Source organism: Sphingobium chungbukense (assembly GCF_001005725.1).
Classification (GTDB): domain Bacteria; phylum Pseudomonadota; class Alphaproteobacteria; order Sphingomonadales; family Sphingomonadaceae; genus Sphingobium; species Sphingobium chungbukense.
Map to the genome: position 1 here is coordinate 1 of NZ_LBIC01000009.1, position 14,145 is coordinate 14,145.

Annotated in this window: 21 protein-coding genes; 17 read left to right on the forward strand and 4 right to left on the reverse strand. The window is 63.4% G+C overall.

Annotation, left to right across the window (positions count from 1 at the left end; translation table 11 throughout):
• The 5 genes from YP76_RS28325 to YP76_RS17965 all read left to right on the forward strand — a co-directional run.
• Nucleotides 1-237: zincin-like metallopeptidase domain-containing protein (locus YP76_RS28325; protein WP_269748648.1), on the forward strand; the 237-nt coding region annotated here is incomplete at its 5' end.
• Between the two features lie 75 nt (nucleotides 238-312).
• On the forward strand, nucleotides 313-924 hold the full coding sequence (locus YP76_RS17950) for a DUF6927 domain-containing protein (protein ID WP_021243570.1): 612 nt from the start codon (nucleotides 313-315) through the stop codon (nucleotides 922-924).
• A gap of 39 nt (nucleotides 925-963) precedes the next feature.
• Nucleotides 964-1,170, forward strand: a complete 207-nt coding sequence (locus tag YP76_RS17955) for a hypothetical protein (protein ID WP_021243569.1) — start codon at nucleotides 964-966, stop codon at nucleotides 1,168-1,170.
• Nucleotides 1,171-1,404: 234 nt separating this feature from the next.
• Nucleotides 1,405-1,839, forward strand: coding sequence for an antirestriction protein (locus YP76_RS17960; protein WP_021243568.1), 435 nt, complete (start codon nucleotides 1,405-1,407; stop codon nucleotides 1,837-1,839).
• An 869-nt stretch (nucleotides 1,840-2,708) separates the two neighbouring features.
• On the forward strand, nucleotides 2,709-3,992 hold the full coding sequence (locus tag YP76_RS17965; protein WP_145907789.1) for an ATP-binding protein: 1,284 nt from the start codon (nucleotides 2,709-2,711) through the stop codon (nucleotides 3,990-3,992).
• A 187-nt stretch (nucleotides 3,993-4,179) separates the two neighbouring features.
• Here YP76_RS17965 and YP76_RS17970 read toward each other — a convergent pair whose 3' ends face one another.
• On the reverse strand, nucleotides 4,180-4,473 hold the full coding sequence (locus YP76_RS17970; RefSeq protein WP_232307614.1) for a hypothetical protein: 294 nt from the start codon (nucleotides 4,471-4,473) through the stop codon (nucleotides 4,180-4,182).
• A gap of 410 nt (nucleotides 4,474-4,883) precedes the next feature.
• Nucleotides 4,884-5,384 (reverse strand): hypothetical protein, encoded by a 501-nt coding sequence (locus tag YP76_RS17975; RefSeq protein ID WP_046765009.1) that lies wholly within the window; start codon nucleotides 5,382-5,384, stop codon nucleotides 4,884-4,886.
• Between the two features lie 3 nt (nucleotides 5,385-5,387).
• On the opposite strand from YP76_RS17975, the gene YP76_RS17980 reads away from it, so the two are divergent.
• From YP76_RS17980 to YP76_RS27095, 3 genes are all read left to right on the forward strand, one after another.
• Entirely contained in the window at nucleotides 5,388-6,410 is a 1,023-nt protein-coding gene (locus tag YP76_RS17980; protein WP_046765010.1) for a deazapurine DNA modification protein DpdA family protein, read from the forward strand.
• Nucleotides 6,411-6,540: 130 nt separating this feature from the next.
• Complete coding sequence (locus YP76_RS17985; RefSeq protein ID WP_046765011.1) at nucleotides 6,541-7,185, forward strand: hypothetical protein; 645 nt, start codon at nucleotides 6,541-6,543, stop codon at nucleotides 7,183-7,185.
• 258 nt (nucleotides 7,186-7,443) lie between these two features.
• A complete protein-coding gene (locus YP76_RS27095) occupies nucleotides 7,444-7,632 on the forward strand; it encodes a type II toxin-antitoxin system RelE/ParE family toxin (protein ID WP_232307650.1) in 189 nt (62 codons plus the stop codon).
• A gap of 72 nt (nucleotides 7,633-7,704) precedes the next feature.
• On the opposite strand, the gene YP76_RS18000 is transcribed toward YP76_RS27095, so the two are convergent.
• Nucleotides 7,705-8,349: a plasmid pRiA4b ORF-3 family protein gene (locus YP76_RS18000; protein WP_145907784.1), complete on the reverse strand. Its 645-nt coding sequence runs from the start codon at nucleotides 8,347-8,349 to the stop codon at nucleotides 7,705-7,707.
• A 199-nt stretch (nucleotides 8,350-8,548) separates the two neighbouring features.
• On the reverse strand, nucleotides 8,549-8,701 hold the full coding sequence (locus YP76_RS27875; protein ID WP_157035819.1) for a hypothetical protein: 153 nt from the start codon (nucleotides 8,699-8,701) through the stop codon (nucleotides 8,549-8,551).
• 29 nt (nucleotides 8,702-8,730) lie between these two features.
• Here YP76_RS27875 and YP76_RS18005 point away from each other — a divergent pair, with 29 nt between their 5' ends.
• The 9 genes from YP76_RS18005 to YP76_RS28330 all read left to right on the forward strand — a co-directional run bounded on the left by YP76_RS18005 (nucleotide 8,731) and on the right by YP76_RS28330 (nucleotide 13,629).
• Nucleotides 8,731-9,057, forward strand: coding sequence for a hypothetical protein (locus YP76_RS18005; RefSeq protein ID WP_046765013.1), 327 nt, complete (start codon nucleotides 8,731-8,733; stop codon nucleotides 9,055-9,057).
• A 147-nt stretch (nucleotides 9,058-9,204) separates the two neighbouring features.
• A complete protein-coding gene (locus YP76_RS18010; RefSeq protein ID WP_046765014.1) occupies nucleotides 9,205-9,681 on the forward strand; it encodes a DUF736 domain-containing protein in 477 nt (158 codons plus the stop codon).
• A gap of 124 nt (nucleotides 9,682-9,805) precedes the next feature.
• Nucleotides 9,806-10,318, forward strand: a complete 513-nt coding sequence (locus YP76_RS18015; RefSeq protein WP_046765015.1) for a hypothetical protein — start codon at nucleotides 9,806-9,808, stop codon at nucleotides 10,316-10,318.
• Complete coding sequence (locus YP76_RS18020) at nucleotides 10,311-10,784, forward strand: DUF6878 family protein (RefSeq protein ID WP_046765016.1); 474 nt, start codon at nucleotides 10,311-10,313, stop codon at nucleotides 10,782-10,784. The genes YP76_RS18015 and YP76_RS18020 overlap by 8 nt, the downstream gene beginning before the upstream one ends.
• A gap of 2 nt (nucleotides 10,785-10,786) precedes the next feature.
• On the forward strand, nucleotides 10,787-11,155 hold the full coding sequence (locus YP76_RS18025; RefSeq protein ID WP_046765017.1) for a DUF6915 family protein: 369 nt from the start codon (nucleotides 10,787-10,789) through the stop codon (nucleotides 11,153-11,155).
• Nucleotides 11,156-11,421: 266 nt separating this feature from the next.
• Nucleotides 11,422-11,616 carry a hypothetical protein gene (locus tag YP76_RS18030; RefSeq protein ID WP_046765018.1) on the forward strand — a complete coding sequence of 65 codons (195 nt, stop codon included), beginning with the start codon at nucleotides 11,422-11,424 and terminating at the stop codon, nucleotides 11,614-11,616.
• 88 nt (nucleotides 11,617-11,704) lie between these two features.
• A complete protein-coding gene (locus tag YP76_RS18035) occupies nucleotides 11,705-12,475 on the forward strand; it encodes a hypothetical protein (RefSeq protein ID WP_332307423.1) in 771 nt (256 codons plus the stop codon).
• Between the two features lie 454 nt (nucleotides 12,476-12,929).
• Nucleotides 12,930-13,256 (forward strand): type II toxin-antitoxin system prevent-host-death family antitoxin, encoded by a 327-nt coding sequence (locus YP76_RS18040; RefSeq protein ID WP_021243547.1) that lies wholly within the window; start codon nucleotides 12,930-12,932, stop codon nucleotides 13,254-13,256.
• Nucleotides 13,240-13,629 (forward strand): hypothetical protein, encoded by a 390-nt coding sequence (locus tag YP76_RS28330; RefSeq protein WP_046765020.1) that lies wholly within the window; start codon nucleotides 13,240-13,242, stop codon nucleotides 13,627-13,629. The genes YP76_RS18040 and YP76_RS28330 overlap by 17 nt, the downstream gene beginning before the upstream one ends.
• The last annotated feature ends 516 nt before the right edge of the window (nucleotides 13,630-14,145 follow it).

Consider the following 14,145-nt stretch of genomic DNA (forward strand, 5'->3'; position numbering starts at 1 on the left):
GTGGCCGAGATCGGCGCCGGGCTCTGTTGCGCGGATCTCGGCCTGCCCAACGTCCTTCATGAAGGTCATGCAAGTTATGTCGGGCATTGGCTCAATATCCTGCGCGGTGACAAGAGCGCCATCATCCACGCCGCCGCGAAGGCGGAGCAGGCCTTCGCCTATCTGAGGTCCTTCAGCGCCCCTGCGGCGGCTGTTGAGCATAGGTCGGTCCAAAGCGCGATGCCGATAGCAGCCTGAACGCCGACCGGGAGCTCGACGACATGCGTGGGCGGATCCCCGGTTCCCTCTCATTCTACCGACAGGAGACTTGCCATGGGCTGGCTGTTCATGCCCTTCACAGCGATGGCCGGGCATGCCTCGGCCAAATCCTATCTCGATGCCCAGTTCACCTATGACCAGGCCCATGAGGACGGGACCCGTCAGGGTCTTGAGATCCTCGCCTCATCCTGCCCGGGAAACCGCGTCTATTACGCCGCCGCCCAGCTGACGACCAACGGGGTTCCGGGCGATGTGTTCGCGATCATCTGTCTCGTTCGATGGAACCCGCGATCAGCCGACGGTCACCAGTTCGGTTACAAGAGCATGGACGAATCCGCCGGTCCTTGCGAGGCGCAATGCCCGGCCCGCATTCTCGATCTGCTCACGCCCACCGACAGGGAATATGCCAACGATTGGCGTGCGCGTTGCCGCGCCAACCTCGCCCTGCGTTCCCGCAGGCTTGCTGACGGCGATCTTGTCCGCTTTCCCGAGCCGATGACCTTTAGCGACGGCCATGTCGCCCGGGAATTCCAGGTCATCAGGGATGGCCGCCGGATCATCCTGCGAGCCCCTGAGACGGGAGGCCTTTACCGGGTCAGCCGGTTCATGGAGCGCGACTGGTCCATCGTACCGAAGACCAGAGTTCATGCGACGCTTTTCTCCTGACCCTGGCGGGTTGTCCCGGCCCATGAGAAGGGGGTAGCCATGCTCGGCCAGCGCCCCTCCCATGCGATCTCGCCCAAGCGGGCCCTGCTCTGCAGCAGGGACAATGCCCTGCGTGTCGCCACTCGTCTCTTTGACCATGAGATGCAGCCCGTCAGCATCATTCGGACGGGCAATCCTCTCCAGCCCTACCGCATTTCGATGGCTCCGTTGCCTGACGATCATGTCGAGCTTGCGCTCGTCTCGTGACCAGGGGCTCAGCTCGTCGCTTCTCCGGCCGACGCCTGCTACATCAACAAGAGGGGAGAATGGCCCGACCGGGAAATTTGGCTTTTGCAAACGTCTTGCGCCGCAACGATCAACGAGGCGGGCGCAGCAGGGTGGGGCGACGTGGCCATAAGGCCAAGAAGAGGCGGGATGCGGGCGTGAGCCCGGAAGGACCTGAAAAGGTTCCGGGACTGCACTCATATCTGGAGGTTCGCTTTGTCCAATGCATTCGCCACCCACGACACCGGCTTTCATGCTCTTGCAACGCGCGTGCCTGATGCCCGGCGTAGCCGATTTCTGCCGAACCTCTTTGGCCGCCATCTCCTCGTCGCGGAGGCCTGCGTCTACAGCTTCATGCAATGGCTGTCGCCTGCTGACTATGCCGGTGGCTATTGGCATTTCCTCGAGCAAAACGGCTTGCCGCTCTATCTTGCGCCCGCAGCGCCTTCCAATTTCCGGATTTGCTGCCGGACCAACGGCTATGAAGGCGAACTCACTGCGGACGCGGCAGGGATCGTCGCTACCTTGTTCGCCTTTTCGCATCTCGCCTTCGAGATAGGTGATGATCAGCTCTCCGGGAGCTTCCATCGCCTGCGCGACCATGCCGGCCGCCACGGCGAAGCGGCGAAGATCTTCAGCGCGATAGACTAGTCAGGGACCGAGCGACGCCTGGCCTCTGTCACTGCTGGGCAAGACGGGTCACGCACGGCAGGCCCGTGGGACGCTGGACCCCTGCTCCAAATGGGGAGCGGGCCTGCCTTTCATGATGCGCGGTAGCGTCCCAAACCGGCGCTGCCGCACGATCATCGGCCTCTTGCCGTGCGCCTTGCGCATGATCGTGTTTGGCGGTCGCGGCCGTTCCCTGCCGTCCCGCCGCGTCCGCGCGGGATGAAGGGGAGAGGGGGCTGCTGGGGAGAGCAAGTCCGCTCTGCAATGGCGAGGCAAAATGCAGGCCTTCTGCAATGTGCGCTGGCGGCAGACGAGAGCGCCGGTCAGCTTGAAAGCCGAAATGCCCAGCTGGTTCGGCAATTGCGCAAATTTCGTCCGCCCGCGTCGATGAAATAGCCCCCGATCTACCGCTTCCGAGCCGGCAACATGATCGCCCCGTCCGGGTCCGCGATCCGGTGACGGCGCTTGGAGGGGAGCGGGAGGGTGAATGCAGCGAGCGAACGGTGCTGATGCGCCGATGCCGCTCATCTGCACGCCAACCTATCAGGACGGCCTGTTTGCGCGCTCCCCCTGATCATACCGGAATCCCGATCATGCCACCTTATCAGGACACTTCATTGTCAACCTGTAGGCTCTTCAACAATAGCCTCGGTGATGTGCTGAGCGCGCTTTTGCAGAACGCCCGTCGTGCAGGCGCAAAGATTGTCGACCTGGAGCTCCAGGTCGATGGCGCGGATATGTGGTTGTCGGTGACGGACGATGGCGCAGGCATAGCCGATCCTTCCGTCCTTCTTGCCCTGGGGCGTTCAGGGTGGGGCGACAGCGTTGCGCGGGGCGAGGATCCAGCCGGCATGGGCCTCTTCAGCCTTGCCGGCCGCGATGTCGCAACTCGCTCGAGCTGCCGTGAAACGGGAGAGGCATGGGAGGTGGACATTACTTCGCAGGCCTGGGAAGCAGGCACGTCGGCAACGGTTACGGCAGCGCCCCTCGCTTGTGGAACCCAGCTTCGCTTCCGGCTTGACGAGCGGTGGCGCGACGACATCGACCAGGCGGCGCACTATGCGGCTCTTTACAGCCCCTTGTCGGTTCGGCTCAACGGAGCGCCGTTGCCCCGGCGCGACTGGCTGGAAGGAGCCGAGGCCATATTCGAGGAGGATGGTGTCCGGATCGGCCTCTTCAAGGATTACCGCGCGACGCACATGAGCCCATGCATAAATTTTCATGGTGTCATCGTCACCAGTTCAATGCCTGTAGTCGCTGAAAAGGACCGCAGCTGGTGGGCCCGGATTGATATAATCAACGCTCCAAAGCTACATCTCGTGCTGCCGGCCCGAAAGGAGATGGTTGAAAATGCCGCGCTCGAGGCGCTTCGTGCTGCCGTTCGTCGCGCGATATACCGCCATATCCGCACGCTGGGTTGCCATCGCCTCCCGTTCGAGCGCTGGAGTGAGGCCAGGGATCTGGGCATCCCCCTTCCCGAAGCTGATCGCGTCCTCATGTCATGGACCCCGCAGAGGGCAGACTGGAACTCCCTCTCGTCAGCCCGCAGCCCGGTGCGGGTCGCTGACCATCTCCTCCTCGGCAGTTTCGGCCCCGCCCTTGAGCAATGTGCTGCGCTCGCCATGGAGAAGGTCGGCGCCTTCCAGGGGCGCCTCGCCTGCCCCGACAAGGATATGGAGGGCTATTCCTGGTACGACGGCCTGCGCTGCATCTCGTCGCTGCACTTCACGATCGAGAGGAAGGGCGAGGCATTCCGGATCGACGGGTCGCAATCCTCCGAGCTCGACAGCGGGCCGGTCGGCCGGCTTTCCCTCGTGCTCACGATTTTGGGCGTTGTTGAGGAAAAAGTCACGCTGCCGGCCCCGGTCGTTATCGACTATGATGATGTCCAATGCTGCTCGCTCGACGACGCCAGGATTCTGCTGGCCTCGGGCGATCCCGTGACGCCGGCGCAGCTCGTTGACTTGCTTGAAGGCGCCTGTTTTTTCTCCAGCGGCGACCGCGACGCCGATAGCTGGGAAAGTCAGCATGAGCGGTTCTTACTCGACGCCCGGACAATGGCTACACGGCTGCTGCTGGGTGATGACGCTGCTCTTATGGGGCGGCTGCGCGTCATTCTGGCCGATCAGGTCTAGTGTCGTCCCCGAGGGCCGGTAATTTGCCGCCATGATTGGACGCCATGCCATCGAGATTGCGATCGCGCTCCCGCCGCTGCCACCGCCGGGCGGAAGCCGGGAATGACAGGGCCTGCGGGCCTGATCGCGGACCATCGGCATCATGTTCGCGCCTGATTCACTTCAGGAATGAATGGAAATCCGGTGATTAATGCACTGAATTGACGATGATTTCAAACTCAGTGAAATTCAGACGATACCGCAACGCCGCGCGGCTCCAGCAAGCGATCGATCGCCAACTGCAGTTGGGGGCCACGTCGGTGTCGCCCACCGCATCAAGTGCGGCAAGCGCTTCGCGCATCAGGACGAGCGCGAAGGCCCGCTGGATGATCGGCTCGCTCCCCTGGCCAAGGCCTATCCGTCCGCGCAATCCGCGAACCGAGATCAGCATCTGTTCCAGGAACATGCGGTCCTGCTGCTCGCGATCATTGGGCTCTTCCACGTCCATTTCTCCCGACCCTTGTTGCCGACCCGTTCATGATGCAGGCGGTTCAAGCCCACGGCCCCGCGCGTGAGTCGGGCTGATACCATGTCGAGACATGCGCCTGCGCTTTTAGAACCGGACCGACCGCTGGGCTCCCGGACGCATATGCAGACATTTCGGCGTGAGGTCACACCGAGTTGCCGTTCTCGACGGGATTACCAGTCCCGGCACCGCCGCAATCGAGGCGCACCAGACTCCTAGCACAGCTGTGGAATGGCACCAAGCGGCAGCGCGTTCGTCGCCCAGCGCGACTGGGACATAGCTGTTTCAAGATTCCGCTGGCGTGACCGCTAATTGATGCGACGGGCCGTTTGGTAACGACAAATCGGGGCCTCACTCGCGGCCAGAAGTTCGATCAGAGTGCCGGATCACCCCCACCAGGATCGCCCCTGCTCGAAATCCTCGCTCTCAGAGACAATGGGACCGTCCGGCTCGTCCGCAATATAGGGGGAGGGCAGGGGCTGCGTATGAACCTTTCGGCGATGCATTTCACCTGCCACTCGCCCGCGAGCTTCGAGGATGATTTCCAGCCACATCAGGTCGTCCATCATATTGACGATGCCGCGGCCTGCGAGACAGAAATAGATGCAGCGCTGGAAATCGTCGCCCGCCGGATTGCTGAGGATGGACGCCAGCTTGCGCTTTCCGCCGCGCTCGCCTTCATGAACCCAGCTTACCGCTTTACGCAGCTCGAGGACGCAATGATAAGCATCCTCTACATGCATGCCGATCGCGGCGTTCGCGATCATACGGCGCGTCGGGGCGTTCCGTCCGTCGAGTGCTGCATCCCGCAATGTCACATCGAGATCGAACGGAGCGAGAAAAAGTGAAGCGGAATCAAACACCAAATATCTCCATTGAAAGAACATATCATGAACAATTCGGAGGTCAAGCAAAGGTCGATCGAGATCATGGTCGGGCTCCCGCATCTGTCGGCCGGCAAGCTGCTCGAGCGCGCGCGAGCGCTTCAGCAGCCCGTTCTGGTTTCGGCAAACGCGGTTTCCCGCTGGTCATTGCGGCAGGGCTGGCGCGACTGGTCCGGCTGGTCGACAAGGGTGCTCGGCAATGCCACCGGTCTGCATAGCCTCTGTCTCGACAGCGCCGGCTTCAGTGCGATGACATGCCTTGGCGGCTATCCCTGGACCATCGACAATTATGTCAGCCTGGCTGCATGTCATCCGTTCCGCTGGTGGGCCAGCCTGGACTATTGCGTCGAACAGGAGATCGCGGGCGACCGAGACGAGGTAGTCGATCGCATCTCGCGGACTATCCGCGCCAATATCGACTGCCGTCAGCGCGCTGAAGATCGGGGGATTGCCGCGACTTTCATGCCGGTGATCCAGGGCCGCTTGCCGTCTGATTATGAACGCTGTGCGGATGCTATGCCTGCCATAATCGAAAGGGCTGGACTCATTGGGGTCGGCTCGATGTGCCGGCGCGCCATTCATGGGCCCGAGGGGATGATCGCGGTCGTCGACCATCTCGACCGGGTCCTCCCGCACCGTGTGCGCCTTCATCTCTTCGGCGTGAAGGGGCAGGCTTTGCCCTATCTCATACCCTTCAGCCACCGCGTCGCGTCGATCGACAGCCAGGCCTATGGCGTTGCAGCACGGGCAACCGCGCGCCGTCAGGGGCGATCGAAGAGCGACCTGATGGTCGCAGACTGCATGGAGCACTGGGTGCGCGTCCAGCGTGATCGGCTGCGACAACGACCGCGTCGGCTGACCCAGCCATCACCCGCTGTCGAACCAAGCGGGCCGCGCGATCCCTGGGCCTGCGCCATGGCCGAGGCCCGGCGGCAAATGCGCGAGCTGATCGAATCCGGCGATCTCGACCATGACGAGACGACTATCGGCTGGATCGAGCAGTGGGCTGCGGACCTCTACCAGGATTGAATGGGCCCAGCCTCCCGGCCGGGCGAACCCGCCTTATCCGGGTGCCGCTCCTCCGCGCAGGCGCCGCAGAAAGGGGAGGGGGAACCGGGGACGCGGGCGGATGGGCCGCCCGAGAACCCCGGAGGATCCCATGAGCTACGATGTCGCATTCCGCTACCAACTGGCGCTCGAGCCGGGCGCCTTGACCACGATCGGCGCCACGCTCCACGCCCTTCAGGCGGCCATCGCTGATTGCCGCAATGCGGGGCTTATAATCGAGAGTGATCCCGCGGTCATCCTGCTCGCGCGCCACCTCTCGACCCTGTGCGCAGACCGGGCCGATGACGCCGAACTTCGCCACGCTTGCGCAGCGCAAATAGCGGAGCTTCGCAGCCGCCCGATGCTCAAGACGCTGGCGCTGCGCGGGGTGGCCTATGACGAGCCCGCCAAGCGGTTGTTCCATTCAGAGGGTCGCAGCGCGATGCGCCGCCTGGCCGAGGCCCTCGGCCTTAACGACGGAAGCTTTGACGTTCGTTCCAACAAGGCCGGCCCCGCCGTCTCGGGGGAGGTAACGCTCCATGGTGAGACCATCTGGGTCCAGATGTCGCTCGGGCCATTCGGATCCGACCGCGCGATATGCTTCCGCAAGGTTCAGGGCCGCCAGGACCATATCGGTGAGCGCAACCATTGGGCTGCGGTTCGCGAGCTTCTTGAACCCGATCGCTTCGCGGCGCGCATCCGCCGGGACTTGCGGCTCCCTTTGCCGACACCCGCCCAGCCCCGCCTGGTCGCTTGAGAAGAAAGGGCCATGTCTATGCTCCTTGCGAGCACCCGTGCCGGTATCGGCATTCTACTGTGTGCCGGCCAAGGCTTTCGAGGCGCTTATGGACCGCCTCGAAGATCTCGAACTAAACGCTATCGCGGATGCGCACGCGGGCGAGCCCGTCATCAAGATTGCGCTCAATGACCTATGAGCTGGGCTTTCTAGAGTCGGCTTTTAAAGGAATGGCGCAAACTCGATTCGCAAGTTCGGGAACAGTTCAAGAAGAAGCTGATAGAACGCCTTGAGACGCCACATGTCCCTTCGGCCCGCCTGTCCGCGGGCAAGGATCGCTATAAAATCAAGCTGCGCGGTGTCGGTTATCGTCTCGTCTACGAAGTGCACGATGCTGAGGTGATTGTTATCGTTGTCGCTGTGGGTAGACGCGACCGTAACGCCGTCTACAAGGTGGCGCAAAAATAAACTGAAACCGCGGCTGCAGTGGAATCCATGCGTCAGATACGTCAGTCAGACTGACTGCGGTGACGTCGCCGACTATGATCGGGGAACGCGTCTGAACCTGTAATCACCCTTCGATGCCCTCAGGGCGCGCGCGATGGCCTTGTTCGTGGCGTCGAGATCGAAACGCTCGGGATCGAATTTCCGGCCAGCCCATCGGCGCATGGCCTTGTGCTCCTCGTGGGCCGGGTCGAGCCACGCTTCAAGAAAATCGGCATAGCCGGAATAGCCACCCACGTCTTCCGGCGGACCTGAGCGCCTGCCCGCCACGCAGCGCGGGTAGGCGGTGCCATTCTCGCGTGGCTGGCGGCGCAGACAGATCTGGTGACGCCAGCAATCCCCGAAATCATACTCATAGATGATCGTGAGCGTCGGGTCCGCTTCGTAGGGAAAGGCCAGGTCCTGGAGGCGGACCCCGGTTGCCTCGAATGTGCGAGGCCCGTAGAGGTCATCTTCGTTGAACTCCGGTGCGCCGACGGTAAGACCTCCGACGTGGAACTGGTGAAGGTGGCTGTCTGTCCATCCAAAGGCAACCTGCAGAACTTCGTGCAGTTGGGCGAAGTTGAGCTTGACCGGCAGTTCGAGGACGCGGCTGATCCTCGGTTCGATGCCGATGATGTGGACGTTGGCAGAGACGATGAAGCAGTCGGGGTCGAAAGGGTCGAGCATGAATCCGACCATGCCGTGGGCTTCCGGCGCCGGCAATGGTTGAGGTGACGACATTTGCGTTAATCGCTCGGCGGCAATCGCCAGCGGTGCGCAATGGTTCGCACCCGAAAGCCGTCGATTGACGGTGGCCCTGGGACGAAACGCGATAGAGGTCGGGCTCGAGCCCGGCTCCGGGTATCTCACCGGGTGTGGCGCAGGACGATGCCTGATATCAAGCCCGCAAGTCGCCGCCGATCGCGAAGCCATTCTTGCCGCTGTTGTGCATCCGCGGCTTGCGGGCGACCTGCTCGCCGGCGCTGCGGCCCCGCGCGCGGCAAGCGCCGCGCACGAAGCCTTGCGGAGCGCCGGAGGAGCAGCGCCCCACATCGACTACCCTTTACGCAGGAGCCCGTCATGAGCCGCTATGATCTCAAACCCAAGGCCCACAGCGGCGCTATTGCCGTGGTCGTCGGTTGGGATCGACCCTTGCAGACCTACTTCGCCCAGGTCTTCACCCCGACCCAAGACGAGCCGGAGGAAGGCGAGGCGATGACCTGGCTCGGGACGGAGCCGGGAGAACTGCCGACACCGGAGGCCGCGATCGCCGTTGTCGTGCGTTATGCCGAAATCCCTGCGACGCTCGCATCCGACCTTGAGGCTGACATGCGCGCGACCATCGGCGTGAAGGACGGAACGCACCAGGCCGAGGCCAAGCGCGGTCTGTTCGGCTCATTCCACTGACCGGAAGACTCGCCCTCGAGGCCGCGAAGTGCGGACCTCGGACAGGGGCGCTTGCGCGCCGGCTCGGCCGAACGGCCGAGGAGGGGAGGGGGCCTGAGGAAGGTGGTCCGGACAAGGTGTTCGAGGCCATCCTCCAGGAGAAGTCCCATGAACATCGGTACGATCAGGCAGAATGACGCCGGCATCCATGTCGGCAAGATCGCGACGCTCACCATCGCGATAACGATTGCGCTGCGCGAGGTACACTCGGCCAATCCCAAGGCGCCCAAATATGAGGTGCTGGCACTGTCGGCCTCGCGGGCCTGGGTTCACGTCGGTGCGCTTTTCGAGCTGTTCTCGAATGGCACCGGCGAGGCCTTCCTCAATGGCAAGATCGAGGATCCGAGCCTGGCAGCGCCGCTCTACATCTCCGCGTTCCGCCAGGACGACGGCAGCTACAATGTCGTCTGGTCGCGCCCGACGCGTCGCCGCGATCTCGCCTCCGAGATGACGCCCAAGGCCGATGACGGCCTGCCGCCACTGCCCGGTGCCGACGAGACCGCCGGTGCCGGCGCGGCCATGAGCGGCGAGGGCCCCGAGGCTGGCCTCGGCCAATCCTCGAGCGAACACGCCTTCGCCGGCTGATTGCCGCATCGCGCCCAAGGGCCTCGCTCCCCATCCCGGAGCGGGGCCCGATTTCTCGTCCTCCGGCCGCGCGGCCGAAAAGACGGGGGGCACCGGGTCAGTGCTCACAAGGAAGGAGAAGACCATGCCCGACGCCATCGATCTCGGCGGTGCGCCTGCAGATGAAGACTGCGCACAGCTTGGCCAGACGGAAGATTTTGCGCGGCTCAACCGCCTCGAGGTCGCAACCTACCGCGCGGCGATGATCGCCCGCTTCGGTCAGCCGCCTGAAGGCTGTGCCTTCGTCACTCTCGCCAACCGGCACGACTTCGGTATTTATCGTACGCTCGGGCTCACGATCGACGCCGGTTCCGCCCACAGCGACGCCGCCGTCCTAGCCTATTCACAGGCCGTCCAGGACGGACTTTCAAGCTGGGTCGAGGCGGGCTTCGCGCCGCCGGTACGTTATGACGATGATGGCGTCCCGACCCTCGAGCGCGACAGTATCGCCGATATCGTCATGGGGGCGATTCTCGCGACCCGCCCGAATGCGACGGGCCGCTATCCCGTCCACGACTTCGAACGCCTCCACCAAAATCTTGTCGCTGCCTATCCGGGCAGCGCCGCGCCATTCTGCAGGAGATCAGCGCATGACTGACTTCAAGCTCACCACCGAACAGGCTGCCACCGCGGCGCGCATCGTCGCCGAGATCGATGAACAGCTCGGCCGTGTCCGTGAGGCCGAGAGCCGCTGCAAGGCGAGCTTTCTGCCGATCCTGGCCGAACACGGCATCACCCGCGTCGAGATCGGCTATGATGGCGGCGGCGACGAAGGCTCCGTCGGCGATGTCACCGCCTATGCCGGCAACGAAACGAGGGACTTGCCGTCCGTTCTGTGCGATCATTTCGCCGTGGAATGGAGCGGCGACATGATGATCCGCGCCATCCAGCTGGAGGATGCGTTGAGCGCCTTTGCGGAAAACGCCGCGAGCGACCATCACAGGGGCTGGGAGAATGGCGAAGGGGCCTGGGGCACCATCGCGATCGACGTGGCGAGTGGCGCGGTTACACTTACGCATAACAGCCGCTTCGTCGACTATGACACGACTGAGACGGAACTCTGACCGTGTCGCACTGCCATTATCATGCGCTGAGCTCGATGCGCCGCTGGGGCGGCAAGCCGGACGATTATATCGCGCTTCATCAGTGGTTCGACGAATCCAAGAAGATCATCGCCGACCCGCGTCACCGCGCGCTGCGCCACCACGCCGAAGGTATCTTCCTGGCTGAGACGGTGTTTGGCGTCATCATCCGGAATAGCGACGGCCGCGCGGTGCCGGTGCGCCTCATCGGCGAGATGCATGTCACAGAAGATCTCGGCCGGATTCCCTCATTTGCCGATTGGGCACGGCTCATCCAGCCCATGCCGTGGGTTCTGCGGGGCAATCCGGCGGGATCGCCAGGACTGGATCCCAAGCTCGGGTCAATGGAGTGACATTATACGCAGAACGCTCGATTTCCCGGATGGCAAGGAGATTACGGATATCAGCAGCTATGCCAATTTGGGTGTGAGGGACACGCAATGCGCCTGTCCATACCATGATCATCGGTTTTCCGGGCCAGCATGAAGGCGCGGTCTGTCCCGTTGCGTTCGGGTTCAAGACCGAGATGATCGAACTGCTCAACCGCTGGCGGGATTTCGAAACCGACTAGACCTGCCACCGCTCGCGCGTTCGCGCGATTTGCGCTATCGTCGGAGCCATGGCGGATCTCGACCCCCATACGCTGCGCGTCGCCGCCTCGCTGGTGCGGGGTCGTATCGCCACGTTGAAGCTCGATCCCCGAATGGACGGGTTGCAGCGGCTCGGCGCGCACCGCACGCTGACCCAGCTGGCCATCGACCTTGAAGTCTCCGCCGACCATGTCGGGCCGCAGCGTCGCGGCCGCAAAGCCTGACAGCCCGACCGGAACGCCGGTTCATTCCTTTTTCGAATAGCGACACGCTGACTCCGCAGCCGCGCCTTGTGGGAAGAGGGAAGGGGGCGTGGGCAAATGGTCCGGGCTTTTTCCCGAGGCCGCCCCCGCGCCGGGATTGGCGCCGTCCCAAGGAGTAACACCCATGGCCAACAATTTTATCAAAGCGAGCTTCCTCTTGCGCGTCACAGATGCCGAGGCCCAGGTGCTCGGCCGTATCGACGACGCCGTCGCTATCCTTGCCAACGGTGATCTCGAGGGCGCCGTGCTGGCAGAGCACTACCAGGCCCTGGGCGACGATTTCGCCCGGATCTTCCCGCCCACAAAGGCCGGGCTGTTCGAGAGCTTCCGTTCTATCTTCAGCGATCCCGACTATCCACGTCTCGGTTTCACGCTGCAGATCGACCCGCCGGAGGGGACGGGAACACGCCAGGTCTGGCTGTCGGGCGACCAGGTCGACATCGAGACCGCAGCGCTGCTTCTCCAGTCGGTCGCCAGGAGCGCCCTGCCGATCGGTTTCGAATATTGCCTCGACTGCGATCGCCTGCGCCCAGGCGAATTCGGAGGCGGCTATGTCGTCATCAGTGCGAACGACATAGAATTCGGCGGGTCCGCGCGACTACTCGATCGCGCGATTGCTCGCCATCATCACGCGGGCGTCGATGGCTTTGTGCTCGCAACCCGTGATCCCGAGGATGGGCTGACGTTCTGGAACAGCGAAGCCGGCTTCGGCGCGCTCGCTGCCGCGACGGTCTTTTCCGACGCCGAGGCCGCGCACCATGACGTCCCGATCACGGACGATCAGCCGGAATGGCTCGCCTTACCGGCCCCTTTGTCCTGAGCAGGATCGCGATGCGCTGCATCAGTGCCCTTTTGACTGGCTCCAGCGCGTACCTGGTGCAGACCACACCGGGAGTGCCGGTGCCGACATTAGCGGGGAGGGTGCCGAGGCTGGCCTCGGCCAGTCCTCGAGCGAGCATGGCTTCGGCGAAGATTCCGAGGAGCCAGCGCGTCGCGACTGCCGCCAGCGCGCCCCTGAACCCGTCGAACAAGACTGACGCTATCGCCTGACCCCGCGTCCCGAGCCCCCGGCGCGGGGTGACAGGGCTCGCTTCGCACCCCTGGCGAAGCGGGCCCTGTCTTCGTTTAGATGCTGGCCGCTTTTGCTTCTCGTGGGAAAGGGGAGCGCATCGGCTTGCCCCGTTCGGCTCGTCCCGGGTCCGCATGCGCGTTGGAGCAAACTTGCAAAACTTGCCATTTTTGCTATATTGGCAATATTAATGAGGAGTTCCGCAATGGCTGCCGATGCCACGCTCGTTCCGACACGGAAAGAGAATGTCCCGCTGACCGATTTCCACAACCACACCGGACAATATCTCGATCGTGGGCGGCGGTCGCCTGTAACGATTACCAAGCATGGCCGTCCCGATCTTACGATCGCTGATGCGGCTTATTTCGAGCGCATCGAGCGCATCGCGGCCGGGCAGATCCTGGCGGTTCTGGATCTGCAGGCCGTCCCGACTGCTGAAATGACGGCGGAACATGCCGCACTCTTCGAGGCGGCTCGCCCGACCGCCCAGGAACTTGCCTCGGATCGGTGGAACGATGACGCCGCTGCCTAAGGTCGGCGACATCCTCCATTACGTCTTCCTCTTCACCCATGACAAAGCCGCGGGCCGCGACGAAGGAATAAAAACGCGTCCCGTGATGGTGGCCGCTGTCAAGGATCAGCGCGTATTCACTGTAGCGATCACGACCAAAGGAGAGGCGTCTGTCTCAACGCTCCCCATACCCGATGCCGTCGCCGACGCGGCGGGCCTCGTTCGCGGGACAGCCGTCGTCATCGATCAGTACAATCACTTCACATGGCTCGGCTACGATATACGGCCGGTCACCAGTGAACCCTCCTTTGTCGCTGGACGAATGCCCCCCGGTTTCACCAATTCCATCCTGTCCGCGCTGCTTGCCAACGCCGCATCCATCAATCGCGACTAGCGGCGCGGCGCCCGTGATTAGCCGAAGAATGAATTGACAGCGCCGGGTGGGGCGCTGCGCCTGGCCCGGCAGCACCGCGGGCAGTTCTGGTCATGCGCGCCACGCTTGTCCCTGTCGGCCTCCTGTCGTCAGCCGGCGGCCGAACCGATCGCGCGCCTGTGTCCGCCAGTCAACTGACCCATGTTCTCGCCACCAAAAATCCCCCCGACCCGCGCCGAAGCCGGAGCGGTGAGCAGACCCGTTGCGCCGCAGCTTCGCGCCGATCGGCCTTATCTGTGGGGTGATCTCGACCCCAACCCTTGTCATTTCTGACAGCAAGGCCTTTCGGTGGGCGCCGGTCGCGCCTCCCGCTTGAGGGGATGAACGCTACGCCCGGGCGGGTCCGTCGCAACCCCCGATTTTCCGGCCGTGTTGAGGCCTGACGGCCTCTGTCCGCACCACCCGTCAATTCGTGGGTTCCCCTCCGCTTCGCTTCGGTGCGCCGCCCCCTCGGCCCCGGGCCTTCGCGATTGTCCA

Excerpts from the sequence above, each read along its gene's own strand:
- YP76_RS17950 (WP_021243570.1), top strand. The coding sequence starts at position 313 with ATGGGCTGGCTGTTCATGCCCTTCACAGCGATGGCCGGGCATGCCTCG.
- YP76_RS17955 (WP_021243569.1), top strand. The coding sequence starts at position 964 with ATGCTCGGCCAGCGCCCCTCCCATGCGATCTCGCCCAAGCGGGCCCTG.
- YP76_RS17965 (WP_145907789.1), top strand. The coding sequence starts at position 2,709 with ATGGGCCTCTTCAGCCTTGCCGGCCGCGATGTCGCAACTCGCTCGAGC.
- YP76_RS17975 (WP_046765009.1), bottom strand. The coding sequence starts at position 5,384 with ATGTTCTTTCAATGGAGATATTTGGTGTTTGATTCCGCTTCACTTTTT.
- YP76_RS17980 (WP_046765010.1), top strand. The coding sequence starts at position 5,388 with ATGAACAATTCGGAGGTCAAGCAAAGGTCGATCGAGATCATGGTCGGG.
- YP76_RS17985 (WP_046765011.1), top strand. The coding sequence starts at position 6,541 with ATGAGCTACGATGTCGCATTCCGCTACCAACTGGCGCTCGAGCCGGGC.
- YP76_RS18000 (WP_145907784.1), bottom strand. The coding sequence starts at position 8,349 with ATGGTCGGATTCATGCTCGACCCTTTCGACCCCGACTGCTTCATCGTC.
- YP76_RS18005 (WP_046765013.1), top strand. The coding sequence starts at position 8,731 with ATGAGCCGCTATGATCTCAAACCCAAGGCCCACAGCGGCGCTATTGCC.
- YP76_RS18010 (WP_046765014.1), top strand. The coding sequence starts at position 9,205 with ATGAACATCGGTACGATCAGGCAGAATGACGCCGGCATCCATGTCGGC.
- YP76_RS18015 (WP_046765015.1), top strand. The coding sequence starts at position 9,806 with ATGCCCGACGCCATCGATCTCGGCGGTGCGCCTGCAGATGAAGACTGC.
- YP76_RS18020 (WP_046765016.1), top strand. The coding sequence starts at position 10,311 with ATGACTGACTTCAAGCTCACCACCGAACAGGCTGCCACCGCGGCGCGC.
- YP76_RS18030 (WP_046765018.1), top strand. The coding sequence starts at position 11,422 with ATGGCGGATCTCGACCCCCATACGCTGCGCGTCGCCGCCTCGCTGGTG.
- YP76_RS18040 (WP_021243547.1), top strand. The coding sequence starts at position 12,930 with ATGGCTGCCGATGCCACGCTCGTTCCGACACGGAAAGAGAATGTCCCG.
- YP76_RS28330 (WP_046765020.1), top strand. The coding sequence starts at position 13,240 with ATGACGCCGCTGCCTAAGGTCGGCGACATCCTCCATTACGTCTTCCTC.